The organism is Streptomyces ziwulingensis, from assembly GCF_039542605.1.
GTDB lineage: Bacteria > Actinomycetota > Actinomycetes > Streptomycetales > Streptomycetaceae > Streptomyces > Streptomyces ziwulingensis.
On the sequence record NZ_BAABIG010000084.1, the window covers coordinates 121,963 to 139,043 of the forward strand.

Genomic DNA, 17,081 nt, shown 5'->3' on the forward strand with positions numbered 1-17,081 from the left:
CGGAGGCGATGGGGACCGTTGGTCATGGGTGCTGCCGGCGTTGCGGCAGACGAGAGCGTCCGCGTCCCAGCTCGGCGCCTGCAGGTCGTACCCGTCCGGGCACGACGGCCCGGCCGGACCACGCTCCCCCGCGGGGCCTTGTGCTCCGGCAGGCCCGGGCTCACCCTGTGGTCCCGGCGGCCCGGCCTCCCCGGCAGGACCTGAAGCACCCGCTGCACCCGCCGCACCAGGTTCTCCATCAGCCCCGGCCTCACCGGATTCGCCGGACCGGCTCTCCGCACGCCAATGCCGTGGCGGCGCTGATGATGCTGCACCACCTACGCGTCACCAGGTGGACGTAGTCGTGTTCCCGCGCTGTTCCCGTGACCCTGGACGCGATCAAGGCCCGCCCCGTTTTCACAGGTCGGGCCTTGATCGATAAAGGGTGAGTGACGGGACTTGAACCCGCGACTTCCTGGACCACAACCAGGTGCTCTACCAGCTGAGCTACACCCACCATGACCGGTGCTGGAGTCCCTCGCGGGGTTTCCCTACCGGCCGAGAAAAAGTGTACAGGGTCCGAAGGGGTGCTCGCGCACGCCTTTCGCGGGGCCCTTTCCCGGCGGTTCGCGGAGCGGCCCGCCCCTACTACTGGGCGGGCAGGACGTGCTTCGCGGCGATCGCCTTGGCGGTGTCGGAGTCGGGGCCGGGCTGCGGTACGAAGACCGCCTCCCGGTAGTACCGCAGCTCGGCGATGGACTCGCGGATGTCGGCGAGCGCCCGGTGGTTGCCGTTCTTGTCGGGGCTGTTGAAGTACGCCCTCGGGTACCAGCGGCGGGCCAGTTCCTTCACCGAGGAGACGTCGACGATCCGGTAGTGGAGGTAGCCCTCCAGCGTGGGCATGTCCCGCAGCAGGAAGCCCCGGTCGGTGCCGACCGAGTTGCCGCAGAGCGGCGCCTTGCCGGGCTCCTTGACGTGTTCCCGCACATACGCCAGGACCCGCTCCTCGGCGTCGGCCAGGGTCGTACCGTGCTCCAGTTCGGTGAGCAGGCCGGAGGCGGTGTGCATCTGCCGCACCACCTCCGGCATCGTCTCCAGGGCCTGGTCCGGCGGACGGACGACGATGTCCACACCCTCGCCGAGGATGTTCAGCTCGGAGTCGGTGACCAGTGCGGCCACCTCGATGAGCGCGTCGTCGGACAGCGAGAGGCCGGTCATCTCGCAGTCGATCCACACCATGCGATCGTTCATGCGAACACCCTACGGCTGGCGTGCGGTTTTTCCGCCCCCGGCGTCGGATCGGGGGGCCTGGGAGGCGTGGGTGGTGCGGACGGCCGGGGCCCGGGACCGGTCCCCGCACCTCTCCTCGGCCGCGGGCGGGCCGCAGGTGGGCCGCGAGGGGCTCCGGGGCCGGGCGGGAACCGGTCCGTCGGTCCCGCCCGGCTCGCTCAGCCGGTCACGGCGCGCTGCGCTGGCCCGGGAGGCTCGCCGCCGGTGTCGGCAGGGAGGGGGCCGGGCGCCGGCTCTGGTAGGGCACCGTGCTCTCGGGGTGGAGGGCACCGGTCTGCTGGTCGACCGGGACGGGCGGTCGTCCGGCGTTCGGCTCGGGACCGTCCGCCGAGCGGTCGGCCTGCGGCCGGCGCGCGCGGTACGCCGCCCGGTACGCCGCCGGGGACGACCCGAGCTGGCGGCGGAAGTGGCCGCGCAGCGCCACCGGCGAGCGGAAGCCGCAGCGGCCCGCGACCTCGTCCACCGAGTAGTCGGACGTCTCCAGCAGCCGCTGCGCCTGGAGCACCCGCTGGGTGATCAGCCACTGCAGCGGCGCGCTGCCGGTCAGTGAGCGGAACCGGCGGTCGAAGGTCCGTCGGCTCATGTACGCGCGTGCCGCGAGCGTCTCCACGTCGAACTGCTCGTGGAGGTGCTCCAGCGCCCAGGCGACGACCTCGGCGAGCGGGTCGGCGCCGATCTCCTCCGGTAAAGACCGGTCGAGGTAGCGCTCCTGGCCGCCCGACCGGCGCGGCGGGACCACCAGGCGCCGGGCCAGCGCGCCCGCCGCCTCGTTGCCGTGGTCGGTGCGCACGATGTGCAGGCACAGGTCGATCCCGGCCGCGGTGCCCGCCGAGGTCAGCACGTCACCGTCGTCGACGAACAGCTCGCGCGGGTCGACGTGGACCGACGGATAGCGCTTGGCGAGCGTCGGCGCGTACATCCAGTGCGTGGTGGCGGGGCGGCCGTCCAGCAGCCCGGCCGCCGCGAGCACGAACGCGCCCGTGCACAGGCCGACGATGCGGGCGCCCTCCTCGTGGGCGCGGCGCAGCGCGTCCAGCGCGTCCTCCGGCGGCGGCGAGGTGATCGACCGCCACGCGGGCACCACGACGGTCCCGGCCCGGGAGATCGCCTCCAGGCCCTGTGGCGCGGTGAGTTCCAGACCCCCGGTGGTGCGCAGCGGGCCGTCCTCGCCGGCGCAGACCAGCAGCCGGTAGCGCGGCACGCCGGCGTCCTGGCGGTCGATCCCGAACACCGACAGCGGTATGGAGCTCTCGAAGATGGGGCCGCCGCTGAACAGCAGCACCGCGACGATCTCCTTGCGGCGTCGCCCGGAGAGTTTCCGGGCCGCGGCTTCCGGCGCGGCAGTGGAGTCGTGGCTCATCCTGCTAAGCCCCCCTCGGTGGTCGCGGCTCCCTGATCCTTTCGGGTCTGTCGCTCCAACACGTTTCCCCTCGGTCCTGCACGAGTCCCCCGCCGTAGACAGTCAAGATCGAATCTACTGTGTCCCGTCCTGCCGAGATGGCCGGTTCGGAGCTTGGGACAAAGTCGACATGGCAACTTGGCGTAAAGCATTCGATCACGAAGCGTTGCACTCCCGGGCGCCGCGGGGAAGTGCGCCTCGTGACGGTGGCCAATCCCCGTAGGGTGCGCAGGGTCTCCTGGACCCTTTCCGTGCAGGTGGAACGGGGATTGGGGGGTGGTTCGGGCAGGGAACACGCCGACTGTGGAAGTTGGCTGAAAAGATGCGGGCGCGTGCGCGGAAACCGGTCAGCCGACCGGTGTGTTTTTCCCACGGTGCCGACCGCCCCCGCGCGCCCCCGGAGGGGCCCGGTGGTGCCGTCCCCGAGGGGGCGCGGAGACCGCCCGCGCGCCCGCCTCCGAGCGGCGCAGCAGCACCCGGCAGGCGGCGGTGACCGCGGTCAGGCCGAGCGCCGTTCCCGCGGTGCCGGCGAGGGACGTACCGCACCACAGGAGCACGACCGGGACCAAGAGGCAACTGAAGGCCGCCCAGCGCATCAGGTCGGTGCCGCCGTCCCGGTGGTGCCGTTCGGCGGCGGCGGGGGCGGCTGCGGGAGCGGTGGCGGTGGCGGGGGTCGCGGAGGTGCCGGGGCGGTGCGGTCCGGGCGGGCGCGTTACCTGGGGATGGTCCACGGGGGTTCAACGCCCGTCCGGCCGGTCGGTCACTTCGGGACACCGCTCTCCGCGGGCTCCCACGGGGCGTCAGGCGCCCCGGTGGCGCAAGGGTGACCAAATCCCGCGCAAACCGCCTGTACAGCGCAGCAACCATTGCGTTACGGGCGCACCCTCGTGCATGCTCCGGGGAACCCCGGCACGGGGCGTGTCAGGCAACCTGGTGAAGGAGGCGTGCCGCCGTACCCTTGGGGGTATGGGATTGGGAAGATGATTCCCGGACACAGCTCCGCCGCACCGTGCCGTCCCTTCCAAAAAGGATCACAACGCCGAGACAGCCATGGCCGGTCACGACTTTTTCGAACCCGCGGACCGCAAGCGTCCGGTCGCCGATCCGACGGCGGCCGAGCCCCTGGCGGCGGAAGAGCCACGCCATTCGTGCGACCCCGCCTTCAAGCACGGAGTCGTCGTCGGCTTCGACGGCTCCACCTCCAGTGAGCGCGCCCTCGCGTACGCCATCGGCATGGCGCGGCGGCTGGCGCAGGGCCTGATCATCGTCCATGTGGCCAACCGGCTGCCCACCACGGTGTGGGCGGGCTGCGAGCCGCCGGTCTTCGTGGACGTCCCCGACCACCGCACCGAGGTCCTCGGGCTGGAGCTGGCCTGCGCGGACTATCTCGCCGAGGTGCCCTGGATCCTGGTCGAGCGCGGCGGGGACATCTGCCACGAACTCGAAGAGGTGGGGCGGGAGTACGAGGCGGACGCGATCGTCGTCGGCTCCACGCACGGCCTCGTGGGCCGGCTCTTCGGCTCGGTGGCGGGCCGGCTCGCCAAACGGGCGCAGCGGCCCGTGGTGGTCATCCCCTGACCACCGGGCCGCCGCTCCACTGAATGCGGGGCCGCTACTCCACCGTCACCGACTTCGCGAGGTTCCTCGGCTTGTCGATGTCCCTGCCGAGGGCCAAGGCCGTGTGGTAGGCGAGGAGTTGGAGGGGGATGCCCATGAGGATGGGGTCGAGTTCGTCCTCGTTCTTCGGCACGACGATGGTGTGGTCGGCCTTGGGCTGGTCCCGGTGGGCGACGGCGAGGATCTGGCCGCTGCGGGCCTTGATCTCCTCCATCGCGGCGCGGTTCTTCTCCAGCAGATCGTCGTCCGGCACGATCGCGACCGTGGGGAGGGCGGGCTCGATCAGGGCGAGGGGGCCGTGCTTCAGCTCGGAGGCGGGGTACGCCTCCGCGTGGATGTACGAGACCTCCTTGAGCTTCAGGGACGCCTCGCGGGCCACCGGGTAGCCCCGGACGCGGCCGATGAAGAGCATCGAGCGGGCCTCGGCGTACTGCGCGGCCAGCTTCTTGATCTCCTCCTCCTTCTCCAGCATCTCGGAGATCTGGCCGGGCAGCTTGCGCAGACCCTCGATGATGCGCTTGCCGTCGCGGACGGAGAGGTCGCGGGTGCGGCCCAGGTGCAGGGCGAGCAGTGCGAAGGCGACCGTGGTGTTGGTGAAGCACTTGGTGGAGACGACGCAGACCTCGGGCCCGGCGTGCACGTACATGCCGCCGTCCGCCTCGCGGGCGATCGCCGAGCCGACCACGTTGACGATGCCCAGTACCCGGGCGCCCTTGCGCTTCAGCTCCTGCACGGCGGCGAGCACGTCGTAGGTCTCACCGGACTGGGAGACGGCGACGTAGAGGGTGTCGGGGTCGACGACGGCGTTGCGGTAGCGGAACTCGGAGGCGGGCTCGGCGTCCGCGGGGATGCGGGCCAGCTCCTCGATCATCTGGGCGCCGATCATGCCCGCGTGGTACGAGGTGCCGCAGCCGAGGATCTTCACCCGGCGGATCAGCCGGGCCTCGCGGGCGTCCAGGTTGAGGCCGCCGAGGTGCACGGTGGAGAAGCGGTCGTCGATCCGGCCGCGCAGGACCCGGTCCACGGCCTCGGCCTGCTCGTGGATCTCCTTGTGCATGTAGGTGTCGTGGCCGCCCATGTCGTACGACGCGGCCTCCCACTCCACCGTGGTCGGCTCGGAGGTGGTACGGGTGCCCTCCGTCGTGTACGTGCGGAAGTCGTCGGACTTGAGGGTGGCCATCTCGCCGTCGTCGAGGGTCACTATCTGCCGGGTGTGGGTGACCAGCGCGGCGATGTCGGAGGCGACGAACATCTCCTTCTCGCCGATGCCGAGGACGACCGGGGAGCCGTTGCGGGCGACCACGATGCGGTCGGGGAAGTCGGCGTGCACGACGGCGATGCCGTAGGTGCCCTCGACGACCCGGAGGGTCTCGCGGACGCGGTCCTCCAGCTTCTCGGCCGTCGAACGGGCGACGAGGTGGACGAGGACCTCGGTGTCGGTCTCGGAGAGGAACTCGACGCCGTCCGCCTCCAGCTTGCGGCGCAGCTCGGCGGCGTTGTCGATGATGCCGTTGTGGACGACGGCGACCTTGTCGTCGGCCGACATGTGCGGGTGGGCGTTGGCGTCGGAGGGGGCGCCGTGGGTGGCCCAGCGGGTGTGCGCGATGCCGGTGGTGCCCTTGAAGCGCGCCGGGACCTTGGCCTCCAGGTCGCGGACGCGGCCCTTGGCCTTGACCATCCTCAGGCCGGCCGCCTTGGGGGAGGTCACGACGATGCCCGCCGAGTCGTAACCGCGGTACTCAAGCCGCTGGAGGCCCTCAAGGAGCAGGGGCGCCACGTCGCGCTTCCCGATGTATCCGACGATTCCGCACATGGATGCGTTTTCCCTTGGTCGTAGATCGGTCGTAGATCGGTCGTAGATCGCTCTTGGATCAGTCGTCAGTCGTCAGTCGTCAGTCGTCAGTCGTCAGTGGGTCTGGTCGAGTCGTGCACGGGCGGCGGGCGGGGGGTCAGCCGTAGACCATGCGGCGCAACTGGCGGAGTGTCAGTTCCGGGGGTGCCACCGCCCGGTACTTCAGTTCCGCCTCGATCCGCTCGAAGATCGTCGCGTTCACCAGGCCCTGGCTCTGCAACTCGCGGTGGCGGCGACGGACGTACTCCTCGGCCGTCTCGTCGAAGTAGGCGAGCACGTCCTGGACCACGCGCAGCGCCTCGCCCCGGCTGAGGGGCGTGGACCGCGTCAGATGATCAACGAGTTCGTCGTGCACCCGGTTGATCCTGGGGTACAGGAGGAGCTTCCGCAAGAATCCTGCCCGATATCGGGCAAGTGACTGTTGAAACTCTCATGAGACGCTGTTCGCCGCCTGTCCATCCGGCGGCTCGAATGCCGTTGCTCTAGGGGACGAGTTTCAGACACCATGGACATTCCTCGTATGGGCGTTCCCGAGAAGCTGGCCGAGCGCATGAGCATGGCCGAGCAGCACGAGTACCTGCGCGCCAAGTTCTCCCGGCGCACCATGATGCGGGGTGGCGCGGTCACCCTGGGCGCGGTGGCCGGTGGCGCGTTCGTGCCGGGTGCCACCGCGCAGGCCGCCACGCCGACGCGGAAGGGCTCCGCCGCCGAGACGGTCGACGGCGCCCTGGTCGCCCCCTTCGGCCGCCACCTCGCCTACGGCAACGACCCGCGCACCCAGATGACCGTCTCCTGGCAGGTGCCGATCGCGGTCAAGAAGCCCTTCATCCGGATCGGCGCCCACCCCTGGGACCTCTCCCGGAAGATCGACGCCGAGGTGCGCGCCCTGCACACCCCGGCCGGGGTCGGCACCAGCGGCGACCACACGCAGTACTACCTGCACGCCAAGCTCACCCACCTCAAGCCGGGCCGGACCTACTACTACGGCGTCGGCCACGCCGGCTTCGACCCCGCCCAGGCCCACCTGCTCGGCACCCTCGGCACCTTCACCACCGCCCCCGCCAAGGCCGAGTCCTTCACCTTCACCGCCTTCGGCGACCAGGGCGTCAGCTACCACGCCCTCGCCAACGACGGCCTGATCCTCGGCCAGAACCCGGCCTTCCACCTGCACGCCGGCGACATCTGCTACGCGGACCCGGCCGGCCAGGGCAAGACCAGCGACACCGGCTTCGACTCGCGCACCTGGGACCAGTTCCTCGCGCAGACCGAGACGGTCGCCAAGCAGGTCCCCTGGATGGTCGCGTACGGCAACCACGACATGGAGGCCTGGTACTCGCCCAACGGCTACGGCGGCGAGGAGGCCCGCTGGGAGCTGCCCACCAACGGCCCCGACCAGGCCAATCTGCCCGGCGTCTACACCTTCGTGCACGGCAACACGGCGATCATCTCGCTGGACGCCAACGACATCTCCTTCGAGATCCCGGCCAACCTCGGCATCTCCGGCGGCACCCAGACCACCTGGCTGGAGCGGCAGCTCAAGCGGTACCGGGCCGACGACGACATCGACTTCGTCGTCGTCTTCTTCCACCACTGCGCCTACTGCACCTCCACCGCCCACGCCTCCGAGGGCGGCGTACGCGACGAGTGGGTGCCGCTCTTCGAGAAGTACACCGTCGACCTGGTCATCAACGGCCACAACCACGTCTACGAGCGCACCGACGTCATCAAGGGCGGTGAAGTCGCCAAGGAACTGCCGATCGGCGGCACCGCCTACCCCGAGACCGACGGCGTCGTCTACGTCACGGCCGGCGCGGCCGGCAAGAGCCTGTACGCCTTCAGCGCCGACGAGTCGTACGAGGGCCACGAGAAGGACAACAACGCGGTGTCCTCGTTCGTCTGCGTGGACGGCGGCCGGGAGCAGGAGACGGTGGCCTGGTCGCGGGTCCGCTACCTCGACTACTCCTTCCTGCGGGTGGACGTCACCCCGGCCTCCCGGGGCCGGCTGGCCACGCTGAAGGTGCGGGGCATCGCCGAGACCGGCGAGCAGGTCGACCACTTCACGGTGGCGCGCCGCGCGAAGTAGCGACAGGGAGAAGCAGCGACACGGCGAGGCGGCCTCGGCCGGGCCCTCCCGGGGCGGCACGTCCCCGGGGGGCCCGGCCGCCGGGTGCGGGCGGTCGGCCGACCTTCCTTGTCGGCGTTCTCCCAGCTCAGCGTCTCGAACCAGCCGCCGGTCGCCTTCTTCGCCTCCTCCGGGGGCTCCACCAGGTTCACGCCGAGGGCCTCGGCCCGTCAGACCGGCATGAGCCCCAACTCCCGGGCGATCAGCATCCGCTGCACCTCGCTCGTGCCCTCGCCGATCTCCAGGATCTTGGAGTCGCGCCACATGCGGGCCACCGGGTACTCGTTCATGAAGCCGTAGCCGCCGTGGATCTGGGTGGCGTCGCGGGCGTTGTCCACCGCGATCGTCGAGGAGTACAGCTTCGCCAGCGCCGCCTCCTTCTTGAAGGGCTCGCCCGCCACCAGCCGCGAGGCCGCGTCGCGCCAGGCCAGCCTCGCGGTGTGGGCCTTCATCTCCATGTCGGCGATCTTGAACTGGACGGCCTGGTTGGCGCCGATCGGACGGCCGAAGGCGTGGCGCTCCTTGGCATACCCGACCGACTCGTCCACACAGCCCTGGGCGAGGCCGGTGGCGAGCGCGGCGATGGCGACGCGGCCCTCGTCCAGGATGCGCAGGAACTGGGCGTAGCCCCGGCCCTCCTCGCCCAGCAGGTTGGCGGCCGGCACCCGGACCTCGTCGAAGGACAGCTCCCGGGTGTCGGAGGCGTTCCAGCCGACCTTGGAGTAGGGCGGGGCGACCGTGAAGCCGGGGGTGCCGGACGGCACGATGATCGAGGAGATGCGGGGCGAGCCGTCGGGTTTGCGGCCGGTGACCGCCGTGACCGTCACCAGGGCGGTGATGTCCGTACCGGAGTTGGTGATGAAGCACTTGGTGCCGTTGATCACCCACTCGCCCGCCGCCTCGTCCAGCCTGGCCGTGGTCCGGGTCGCCCCGGCGTCCGAACCGCCGTCCGGCTCGGTCAGCCCGAACGCGCCCAGGATCTCGCCGGAGCACAGCCGCGGCAGCCAGGTCCGCTTCTGCTCCTCGGTGCCGAACAGGTGCAGCGGCATCGCGCCCAGCGAGACCCCCGCCTCCAGGGTGATGGCCACCGAGGAGTCGACGCGGGCCAGTTCCTCCAGGACGATGCCGAGCGCCAGGTAGTCGCCGCCCATGCCGCCGTAGCTCTCGGGGAAGGGCAGCCCGAACAGGCCCATGCGCCCTATCTCGCGGACGATCTCGTACGGGAACTCGTGCCGCTCGTAGAAGTCACCGATCTTCGGCGCCACGACGTCCTGCGCGAACTCCGCCACCGTGCGCCGGAGTTCCTCGTGTTCGGGGGAGAGTCTGTGGTCCATCGCTTCACTGCTCCTGGGGGGAGTCGTCGTGGCTGAGGGCTCGTACGGTGCGGGACGGGCTGGGCCGGCCGAGGTGCGCGGCCATCCAGACGCTGGTGGCGACGAGCCGGTCGAGGTCGACGCCGGTGTCGATGCCGAGGCCGCGCAGCATCCACACCAGGTCCTCGGTGGCGAGGTTCCCGGTGGCGGACTTCGCGTACGGGCAGCCGCCGAGGCCGCCCGCCGAGGCGTCCACCGTGCTGACACCGCGTTGGAGGGCGGCGAGGGTGTTGGCGAGCGCCTGGCCGTAGGTGTCGTGGAAGTGCACGGCGAGCGTGTCCACGGGGACGCCCCCGGCGGTCAGGGCGTCGAGCAGGGCGGTGACGTGTCCGGGGGTGGCCACGCCGATGGTGTCGCCGAGGCTGATTTCGTCGCAGCCCAGCTCCTTGAGGGCACGGCAGACCCGGACCACCCGGGCGACCGGGACGGCGCCCTCCCACGGGTCGCCGAAACACATCGACAGGTAGCCGCGGACGTGGACGCCGGCCGCCTTGGCGCGGGCGACGACCGGGGCGAACATGGCGAGCGACTCGTCCACCGTGCGGTTCAGGTTGGCCCGGGCGAAGGACTCGGTGGCGCTGGCGAAGACGGCCACCCGGCGGGCGCCGAGCGCCAGGGCGCGGTCCAGGCCGCGTTCGTTGGGGACGAGGACCGGCAGGGCCACGGGGAGGGCGGCCACCCTCGGGTACAGCTCCTCGGCGTCGGCGAGCTGGGGCACCCACTTGGGGTGGACGAAGCTGGTCGCCTCGATCGTGGACAGGCCCGCCCCGGCGAGCCGGCCCACGAACTCCGCCTTGACCTCGACGGGGACGACCGCCTTCTCGTTCTGCAGGCCGTCGCGGGCACCGACCTCGTGGATGCGGACCCGGGCGGGCAGTCCGGGCACCGGGACCTCCATCGGCAGGGTCACTTCTCCTCCGGTACGGGCGCCGGTACGGGCGCGTCGGCCGGCGGGTGCGCCGGGGCGTCCGCCGGCGCGTCCGCCGGGGCGACGACCGCCAGGACCTGGTCCATGGCGACCGTCGTGCCGGGGGCCACGTCCAGTTCGGTGACGGTGCCGGCGTGCGGGGCGGAGATGAGGTGCTCCATCTTCATCGCCTCCACCACCAGCAGGCTCTGTCCGGCGCTCACCTCGTCGCCGACGGCGACCTTCACCACCGTCACCGTGCCCGGCATGGGCGCGGTCAGCGAGTCGGCGCCCGCGCGCCCGGCGCGGCTCAGGGCGGCGCCGACCGGGTCGTGGTCGCGTACCTGCCAGGCGTCGCCGTCGCGGCCGAGCCAGTCACCGGCCCGGCGGAAGGTGTGCCGGACCCCGTCCAGCGTCACGGAGACCGTCTCGTCGGTGACGGTGTGGGTGCCGCGCGGGGTGTGCTCGACCGGATCGCCCACCCGCAGCGGGAAGGACGGCGGCCTGGGGGTGCCGCCGAGGCGCCAGCCGCTGGGCACCGAGAAGGGGTCCGTCCAGCCCTCGCCCTTCGGTCTGAGCGCCTCCAGCCGGACGGCGGCCGCCGCCTCGTACACCTCCTCGGGGACGTCCCCGGCGACCAGGCCGTCCACCTCGCGCTCCACCAGGCCGGTGTCCAGCTCGCCCGCCACCACCGCCGGATGGGCCAGCAGCCGCCGCAGGAACCCGGCGTTGGTCCGCACGCCGAGCGTCACCGTCCCGGCCAGCGCGGCGCGCAGTCTGCGCAGCGCCGTCTCCCGGTCGGGGCCGTACCCGATCACCTTCGCCAGCATCGGGTCGTACAGGCTGCCGACCTCGGTGCCCTCGCTGAGCCCGGAGTCGGTACGGACACCGTCCCCCTCGGGCTCGCGCAGTCTCAGGACGGTGCCGCCGGAGGGCAGGAAGCCCCGCGCCGGGTCCTCCGCGCACAGCCGGGCCTCGACCGCGTGCCCGGTCAGGCGCACCTCGTCCTGGGTGAAGCCGAGCGGCTCGCCCGCCGCCACCCGCAACTGCCACTCCACCAGATCCAGGCCGGTGACCAGTTCCGTCACCGGGTGCTCGACCTGGAGGCGGGTGTTCATCTCCATGAACCAGTACGAGGACGGGTCCGAGCCGGGGACGATGAACTCCACCGTGCCCGCGCCCCGGTAGCCGCAGGAGCGGGCCGCCTGCACGGCCGCCTCACCCATCGCCGCGCGGGTCGCCTCGTCCAGGAGCACGCTGGGCGCCTCCTCCACGATCTTCTGGTGCCGGCGCTGCAGGGAGCACTCGCGCTCACCCAGGTGGACGACGCCGCCGTGGCCGTCGGCGAGCACCTGGATCTCGATGTGCCGGGGCCGGTCGACCCACCGCTCCACCAGGAGCGTGTCGTCGCCGAAGGAGGCGCGGGCCTCGCGGCGGGCGGCGGCGATCTCCTCCGCCAGCACGGCCAGGTCCCGCACCAGCCGCATGCCCTTGCCGCCGCCGCCCGCCGAGGGCTTCAGCAGTACGGGCGCGCCCAGAGCGCGGGCGGCCTCGGTGAGGTCGGGGTCGCGTCCGCCGGGCACCACCGGCACCCCGGCCGCCGCCACCGTCTCCTTGGCGCGGATCTTGTCGCCCATCAGGGCGATCGCGTCGGCGGGCGGCCCGATGAAGACCAGCCCCGCCGCCTCGCAGGCGCGGGCGAAGCCGGCGTTCTCCGCGAGGAAGCCGTACCCCGGGTGGACGGCCTGCGCGCCCGTCCGGGCCGCCGCCTCCAGCAGCCGGTCGACGCGGAGGTAGCTCTCGGTGGCCGCCGCCGGTCCGATCCGTACCGCCGTGTCGGCCTCCCGGACGTGCCGGGCGTCGGCGTCCGCGTCGGAGAAGACGGCCACCGAGCGCACGCCCAGCGCCCGCAGCGTGCGCACGACGCGGACGGCGATCTCGCCCCGGTTGGCCACAAGCACCGTGTCAAACATGGGTCCTCACATCCGGAAGACGCCGAACTGGGGTTCTCCCAGCGGCGCGTGGGCGCAGGCGGTCAGGGCGAGTCCCAGGACCTGCCGGGTGTCGAGGGGGTCGATGACCCCGTCGTCCCAGAGGCGGGCGGTGGCGTAGTAGGCGTTGCCCTGGTGGGCGTACTGCGCGCGGACGGGCGCCTTGAACGCCTCTTCCTCCGCCGCGGGCCACTCCTCGCCGCGCGCCTCCCACTGGTCCCGTTTGACGGTGGCGAGGACCGAGGCGGCCTGTTCGCCGCCCATCACCGAGATCTTGGCGCCCGGCCACATCCACAGGAAGCGGGGGGAGTAGGCCCGGCCGCACATCGAGTAGTTCCCGGCGCCGTAGGAGCCGCCGACCACGACCGTCAGCTTCGGCACCCGCGCGCACGCGACCGCCGTGACCATCTTGGCGCCGTGCTTGGCGATGCCGCCCGCCTCGTAGTCCCGGCCGACCATGAAGCCGGAGATGTTCTGCAGGAAGAGCAGCGGGATGCCGCGCTGGTCGCACAGCTCGATGAAGTGGGCGCCCTTCTGCGCGGACTCGGAGAAGAGGATGCCGTTGTTGCCGACGATGCCCACCGGGTGGCCGTGGATCCGGGCGAAGCCGGTGACCAGGGTCTGCCCGAACTCGGCCTTGAACTCGGCGAACCGGGAACCGTCCACCACGCGTGCGATGATCTCGCGGACGTCGTAGGGGGTGCGGGAGTCGACCGGCACCGCCCCGTACAGCCCGAAGGGGTCCACCTTGGGCTCGGCGGCCGGCCGCACCTCCCAGGGCGGCGCCCCGCGCGCGGGGAGCGTGTCCACGATGTCCCGGACGATCCGGAGGGCGTGCGCGTCGTCCTCGGCGAGGTGGTCGGTCACCCCCGACACCCGCGCGTGCACCTCGCCGCCGCCCAGTTCCTCGGCGCTCACCACCTCGCCCGTGGCCGCCTTCACCAGCGGCGGGCCGCCCAGGAAGATGGTGCCCTGGCCGCGCACGATCACGGCCTCGTCGCTCATCGCGGGCACATACGCCCCGCCCGCCGTGCAGGAGCCGAGGACGGCCGCGATCTGCGGGATGCCGGCCGCGGACATCCGGGCCTGGTGGAAGAAGATCCGCCCGAAGTGCTCCCGGTCGGGGAAGACCTCGTCCTGCATCGGCAGGAACGCCCCGCCGGAGTCGACCAGGTACAGACAGGGCAGGCGGTTCTCCAGCGCCACCTCCTGGGCGCGCAGGTGCTTCTTCACCGTCATCGGGTAGTAGGTGCCGCCCTTGACGGTGGCGTCATTGGCCACGATCACGCACGCCCGGCCGCTGACCCGCCCGATCCCGGCGATGACGCCGGCGGCCGGGGCCTGCCCTTCGTACATCCCCTCGGCGGCCAGCGGCGCCAGCTCCAGGAAGGGCGAGCCGGGGTCGAGCAGCCGGTCCACCCGCTCGCGCGGAAGCAGCTTGCCGCGCGCGGTGTGCCGGGCGCGGGCCCGCGCGCCCCCGCCGAGCCGGGCCGCGGCCAGCCTGCCGCGCAGCTCCTCCACGAGGACGCGGTGCGCCTCCTCGTTGGCCCGATACGCCTCGGAGGCGGGATCTGCCGCGCTCGTCAGCTCCGGTGCCTGATGCATACCGCGGTCCCCTCACCCAGTGGTCCACCAGTTAATGAGCGTTAACGCACTCCCTTCAGGTTAACGACCGCTAACCTCCCTGTCTAGAATCGTTCCCATGGCCACCAGAACCGACGCCCCGACCCGCCGCGAGCAGATCCTCAAGGAGGCCGCCCGGCTCTTCGCCGAGCGCGGCTTCCACGGGGTGGGCGTGGACGAGATAGGCGCGGCGGTCGGTATCAGCGGTCCCGGCCTGTACCGGCACTTCCCCGGCAAGGACGCGATGCTCGCCGAACTGCTGGTCGGCATCAGCGGCCAGCTCCTGACGGGCGCGAAGCGCCGCCTGGCGGAAGCGGGCGGCCCCGGCGCGGCAGGCACGGCCGACGCGGCCGGCTCGATCGGCGCCGACCCGGAGGCGGTCCTCGACTCGCTGATCGAGGGGCACATCGACTTCGCGCTCGACGACCGTCCGCTGATCACCCTGCACGACCGGGAACTGGACCGGCTCCGGGACAGCGACCGCAAGCTGGTGCGCCAGCTCCAGCGGCAGTACGTGGAGCTGTGGGTGGAGGTGGTGCGCCGGGTCTACCCGGACCTCGCCGAGCCCAGCGCCCGCTCGGCGGTCCACTCCGTCTTCGGCCTGCTCAACTCCACCCCGCACCTCGGCCGGCCCGGCGCCCTGCCCGGCCGGGCCCGCACCGCGGACCTGCTCAGCCGCATGGCGCGCGGCGCGTTCGCGGCGGCCGGGGCGCGGGCGTGACAGGGGGCGTGCCGGGGAGTGCGCCGGGGGCGTGACGAGAGTTACCCGGAAGCCACTCTGGACGCCCCTCGCTACCCACCGGTACGGTGGGGTCTGAGCAAGCGCTTAGACAGACGTATTCCGGTGGAAGGTGGCGTGATGCGCCGTACGGTGTTCAACGAGGATCACGAGGCGTTCCGCGAGACCCTGCGCGCCTTCATCGAGGCCGAGGTCGTCCCGGTCTACGACGAGTGGTTCACCCAGGGCATCGTGCCCCGCGAGTTCTACCACAAGCTGGCCGAGCTGGGCCTGTTCGGCATCAACGTGCCCGAGGAGTTCGGCGGCGCCGGCCTGGACAGCCACAAGTTCGAGGCGATCCAGTACGAGGAGACCGCCCGCGCGGGCGTCACCTTCGGCGGCTCCGGCGTGCACGTGCTGCTCGCCCTGCCGTATCTGAAGATGCTCGCCACCGACGAGCAGAAGAAGCGGTTCCTGCCGAAGTTCGTCTCCGCCGAGGAGATGTGGGCGATCGCGATGACCGAGCCGGGCACCGGCTCCGACCTCGCGGGCATGAAGTCCACCGCCAAACTCGCCGCGGACGGCACCCACTACGTCCTCAACGGCGCCAAGACCTTCATCACCGGCGGTGTCCACGCCGACCGGGTCATCGTCTGCGCCCGCACCGCCCCGCCCACCGCCGAGGACCGCCGCCACGGCATCTCCCTGTTCGCGGTGGACACCAAGTCCCCCGGCTACTCGGTGGGCCGCAAGCTCGACAAGCTCGGCCTGCGCACCTCCGACACCGCCGAACTGGCCTTCGTCGACGTCAAGGTCCCCGTCGAGGACCTGCTCGGCGCGGAGAACAAGGGCTTCCACTACCTCGGCGCCAACCTGCCCTCCGAGCGCTGGGGCATCGCCTTCGGCGCCTACGCGCAGGCCAAGGCCGCCGTCCGCTTCGCCAAGCAGTACGTCCAGGACCGCACCGTCTTCGGCAAGACGGTCGCCAGCTTCCAGAACACCAAGTTCGAGCTGGCCGCCTGCCAGGCCGAGGTGGACGCCGCCGAGGCGGTCGCCGACCGCGCCCTGGAGGCCCTGGACGCCGGCGAGCTGACCGCCGCCGAGGCCGCGAGCGCCAAGCTGTTCACCACCGAGGTCGCCCACCGCGTCATCGACCGCTGCCTCCAGCTCCACGGCGGCTACGGCTACATGAACGAGTACCCGATCGCCCGCCTGTACGCGGACAACCGCGTCAACCGCATCTACGGCGGCACCAGCGAGGTCATGAAGATGATCATCGCGAAGAACATGGGCCTGTAGGGCGCGGACAACAGCGGCCCGGCACCACGGAGACCCATGAGCGAGGCACTGCAGTCGCTGCTCGACCTGCTCGACCTGGAGCGGATCGAGCAGGACATCTTCCGCGGCCGGTCCCGGTCCGCCGTCGTCCCCCGGGTCTTCGGCGGACAGGTCGCGGCCCAGGCCCTGGTGGCCGCCGGGCGGACGGTCCCCGAGGACCGCCACGCCCACTCCCTGCACGCGTACTTCCTGCGCCCCGGCGACCCGGACGTCCCCCTCGTCTACCAGGTCGACCGGCTCCGCGACGGCCGTTCCTTCACCACCCGCCGGGTGGTCGCCGTCCAGCACGGCAAACCGATCTTCGGGCTGTCGGCGTCCTTCCAGACGTACGAGGAGGGCCTCGACCACCAGGCCCCCATGCCGCCCGCCCCGGACCCGGCGACGCTCCCCACCAACGAGGAGCGGCTGCGCGGCTATCCGCACCTGCCCGCCACCACCGTCGAACGGTTCCTGGAGGCACGCGCGGCCGTGGACCTGCGGTACGTCGACGACCCGCCCTACGGCAGTTTCGGCGAGCCGCGCGAACCGCACTCCCAGGTCTGGTTCCGCACCGCCGGCAAACTCGCGGACGACCCGCTGCTCCACGTCGTCCTCGCCACCTACGTCTCCGACATGACCCTCCTGGACTCGGTGCTCCTCGCCCACGGGCGCGGCGGCTGGGCCCTCGGCGACGTCGTCGGCGCCTCCCTGGACCACGCCATGTGGTTCCACCGGCCCTTCCGCGCCGACGAATGGCTGCTGTACGACCAGCAGTCGCCGTCGGCCCACGGCGGCCGGGGCCTGGGCCAGGCCCGCATCTACACGCAGGACGGGCGGCTCGCCCTCTCGGTGATCCAGGAGGGCGTGGTCCGCGTGCCTCGGGAAGACTGAGG

14 protein-coding genes and 1 tRNA gene are annotated in these 17,081 nt (G+C 71.9%); 5 read left to right on the forward strand and 10 right to left on the reverse strand.

Annotation, left to right across the window (positions count from 1 at the left end):
* Positions 1–423: 423 nt before the first annotated feature.
* From ABEB00_RS32265 to ABEB00_RS32280, 4 genes are all read right to left on the reverse strand, one after another.
* Positions 424–496 (reverse strand) — tRNA-His (locus ABEB00_RS32265).
* A gap of 131 nt (positions 497–627) precedes the next feature.
* On the reverse strand, positions 628–1,230 hold the full coding sequence (gene orn / locus ABEB00_RS32270; protein ID WP_345624233.1) for an oligoribonuclease: 603 nt from the start codon (positions 1,228–1,230) through the stop codon (positions 628–630).
* Between the two features lie 205 nt (positions 1,231–1,435).
* Complete coding sequence (locus ABEB00_RS32275) at positions 1,436–2,629, reverse strand: helix-turn-helix domain-containing protein (protein WP_345624234.1); 1,194 nt, start codon at positions 2,627–2,629, stop codon at positions 1,436–1,438.
* A 386-nt stretch (positions 2,630–3,015) separates the two neighbouring features.
* Complete coding sequence (locus ABEB00_RS32280) at positions 3,016–3,264, reverse strand: hypothetical protein (RefSeq protein WP_345624283.1); 249 nt, start codon at positions 3,262–3,264, stop codon at positions 3,016–3,018.
* A 454-nt stretch (positions 3,265–3,718) separates the two neighbouring features.
* Here ABEB00_RS32280 and ABEB00_RS32285 point away from each other — a divergent pair, with 454 nt between their 5' ends.
* Positions 3,719–4,246, forward strand: a complete 528-nt coding sequence (locus tag ABEB00_RS32285) for a universal stress protein (RefSeq protein WP_345624235.1) — start codon at positions 3,719–3,721, stop codon at positions 4,244–4,246.
* A 34-nt stretch (positions 4,247–4,280) separates the two neighbouring features.
* Here the strand turns inward: ABEB00_RS32285 and glmS are convergent, their stop codons facing one another.
* Together glmS and ABEB00_RS32295 are read right to left on the reverse strand one after the other, a co-directional pair.
* A complete protein-coding gene (gene glmS, locus ABEB00_RS32290) occupies positions 4,281–6,098 on the reverse strand; it encodes a glutamine--fructose-6-phosphate transaminase (isomerizing) (RefSeq protein WP_345624236.1) in 1,818 nt (605 codons plus the stop codon).
* A gap of 136 nt (positions 6,099–6,234) precedes the next feature.
* Positions 6,235–6,492 carry a hypothetical protein gene (locus ABEB00_RS32295; protein WP_345624284.1) on the reverse strand — a complete coding sequence of 86 codons (258 nt, stop codon included), beginning with the start codon at positions 6,490–6,492 and terminating at the stop codon, positions 6,235–6,237.
* Positions 6,493–6,657: 165 nt separating this feature from the next.
* Between ABEB00_RS32295 and ABEB00_RS32300 the strand changes: the two genes are divergently transcribed.
* Positions 6,658–8,220, forward strand: coding sequence for a purple acid phosphatase family protein (locus ABEB00_RS32300; protein WP_345624237.1), 1,563 nt, complete (start codon positions 6,658–6,660; stop codon positions 8,218–8,220).
* Between the two features lie 209 nt (positions 8,221–8,429).
* Here ABEB00_RS32300 and ABEB00_RS32305 read toward each other — a convergent pair whose 3' ends face one another.
* From ABEB00_RS32305 to ABEB00_RS32320, 4 genes are read right to left on the reverse strand one after another with little or no spacing between them, the layout of a single operon-like run.
* A complete protein-coding gene (locus ABEB00_RS32305) occupies positions 8,430–9,593 on the reverse strand; it encodes an acyl-CoA dehydrogenase family protein (protein ID WP_345624238.1) in 1,164 nt (387 codons plus the stop codon).
* Positions 9,594–9,597: 4 nt separating this feature from the next.
* Entirely contained in the window at positions 9,598–10,530 is a 933-nt protein-coding gene (locus tag ABEB00_RS32310; RefSeq protein WP_345624285.1) for a hydroxymethylglutaryl-CoA lyase, read from the reverse strand.
* Positions 10,531–10,538: 8 nt separating this feature from the next.
* Entirely contained in the window at positions 10,539–12,512 is a 1,974-nt protein-coding gene (locus ABEB00_RS32315; protein WP_345624239.1) for an ATP-binding protein, read from the reverse strand.
* A gap of 6 nt (positions 12,513–12,518) precedes the next feature.
* Entirely contained in the window at positions 12,519–14,135 is a 1,617-nt protein-coding gene (locus tag ABEB00_RS32320) for a carboxyl transferase domain-containing protein (RefSeq protein WP_345624240.1), read from the reverse strand.
* Between the two features lie 97 nt (positions 14,136–14,232).
* Between ABEB00_RS32320 and ABEB00_RS32325 the strand changes: the two genes are divergently transcribed.
* From ABEB00_RS32325 to ABEB00_RS32335, 3 genes are all read left to right on the forward strand, one after another.
* On the forward strand, positions 14,233–14,874 hold the full coding sequence (locus ABEB00_RS32325; RefSeq protein WP_345624241.1) for a TetR/AcrR family transcriptional regulator: 642 nt from the start codon (positions 14,233–14,235) through the stop codon (positions 14,872–14,874).
* A gap of 138 nt (positions 14,875–15,012) precedes the next feature.
* Complete coding sequence (locus tag ABEB00_RS32330; RefSeq protein ID WP_345624242.1) at positions 15,013–16,170, forward strand: acyl-CoA dehydrogenase family protein; 1,158 nt, start codon at positions 15,013–15,015, stop codon at positions 16,168–16,170.
* 36 nt (positions 16,171–16,206) lie between these two features.
* Positions 16,207–17,079, forward strand: a complete 873-nt coding sequence (locus tag ABEB00_RS32335; RefSeq protein WP_345624243.1) for an acyl-CoA thioesterase — start codon at positions 16,207–16,209, stop codon at positions 17,077–17,079.
* The last annotated feature ends 2 nt before the right edge of the window (positions 17,080–17,081 follow it).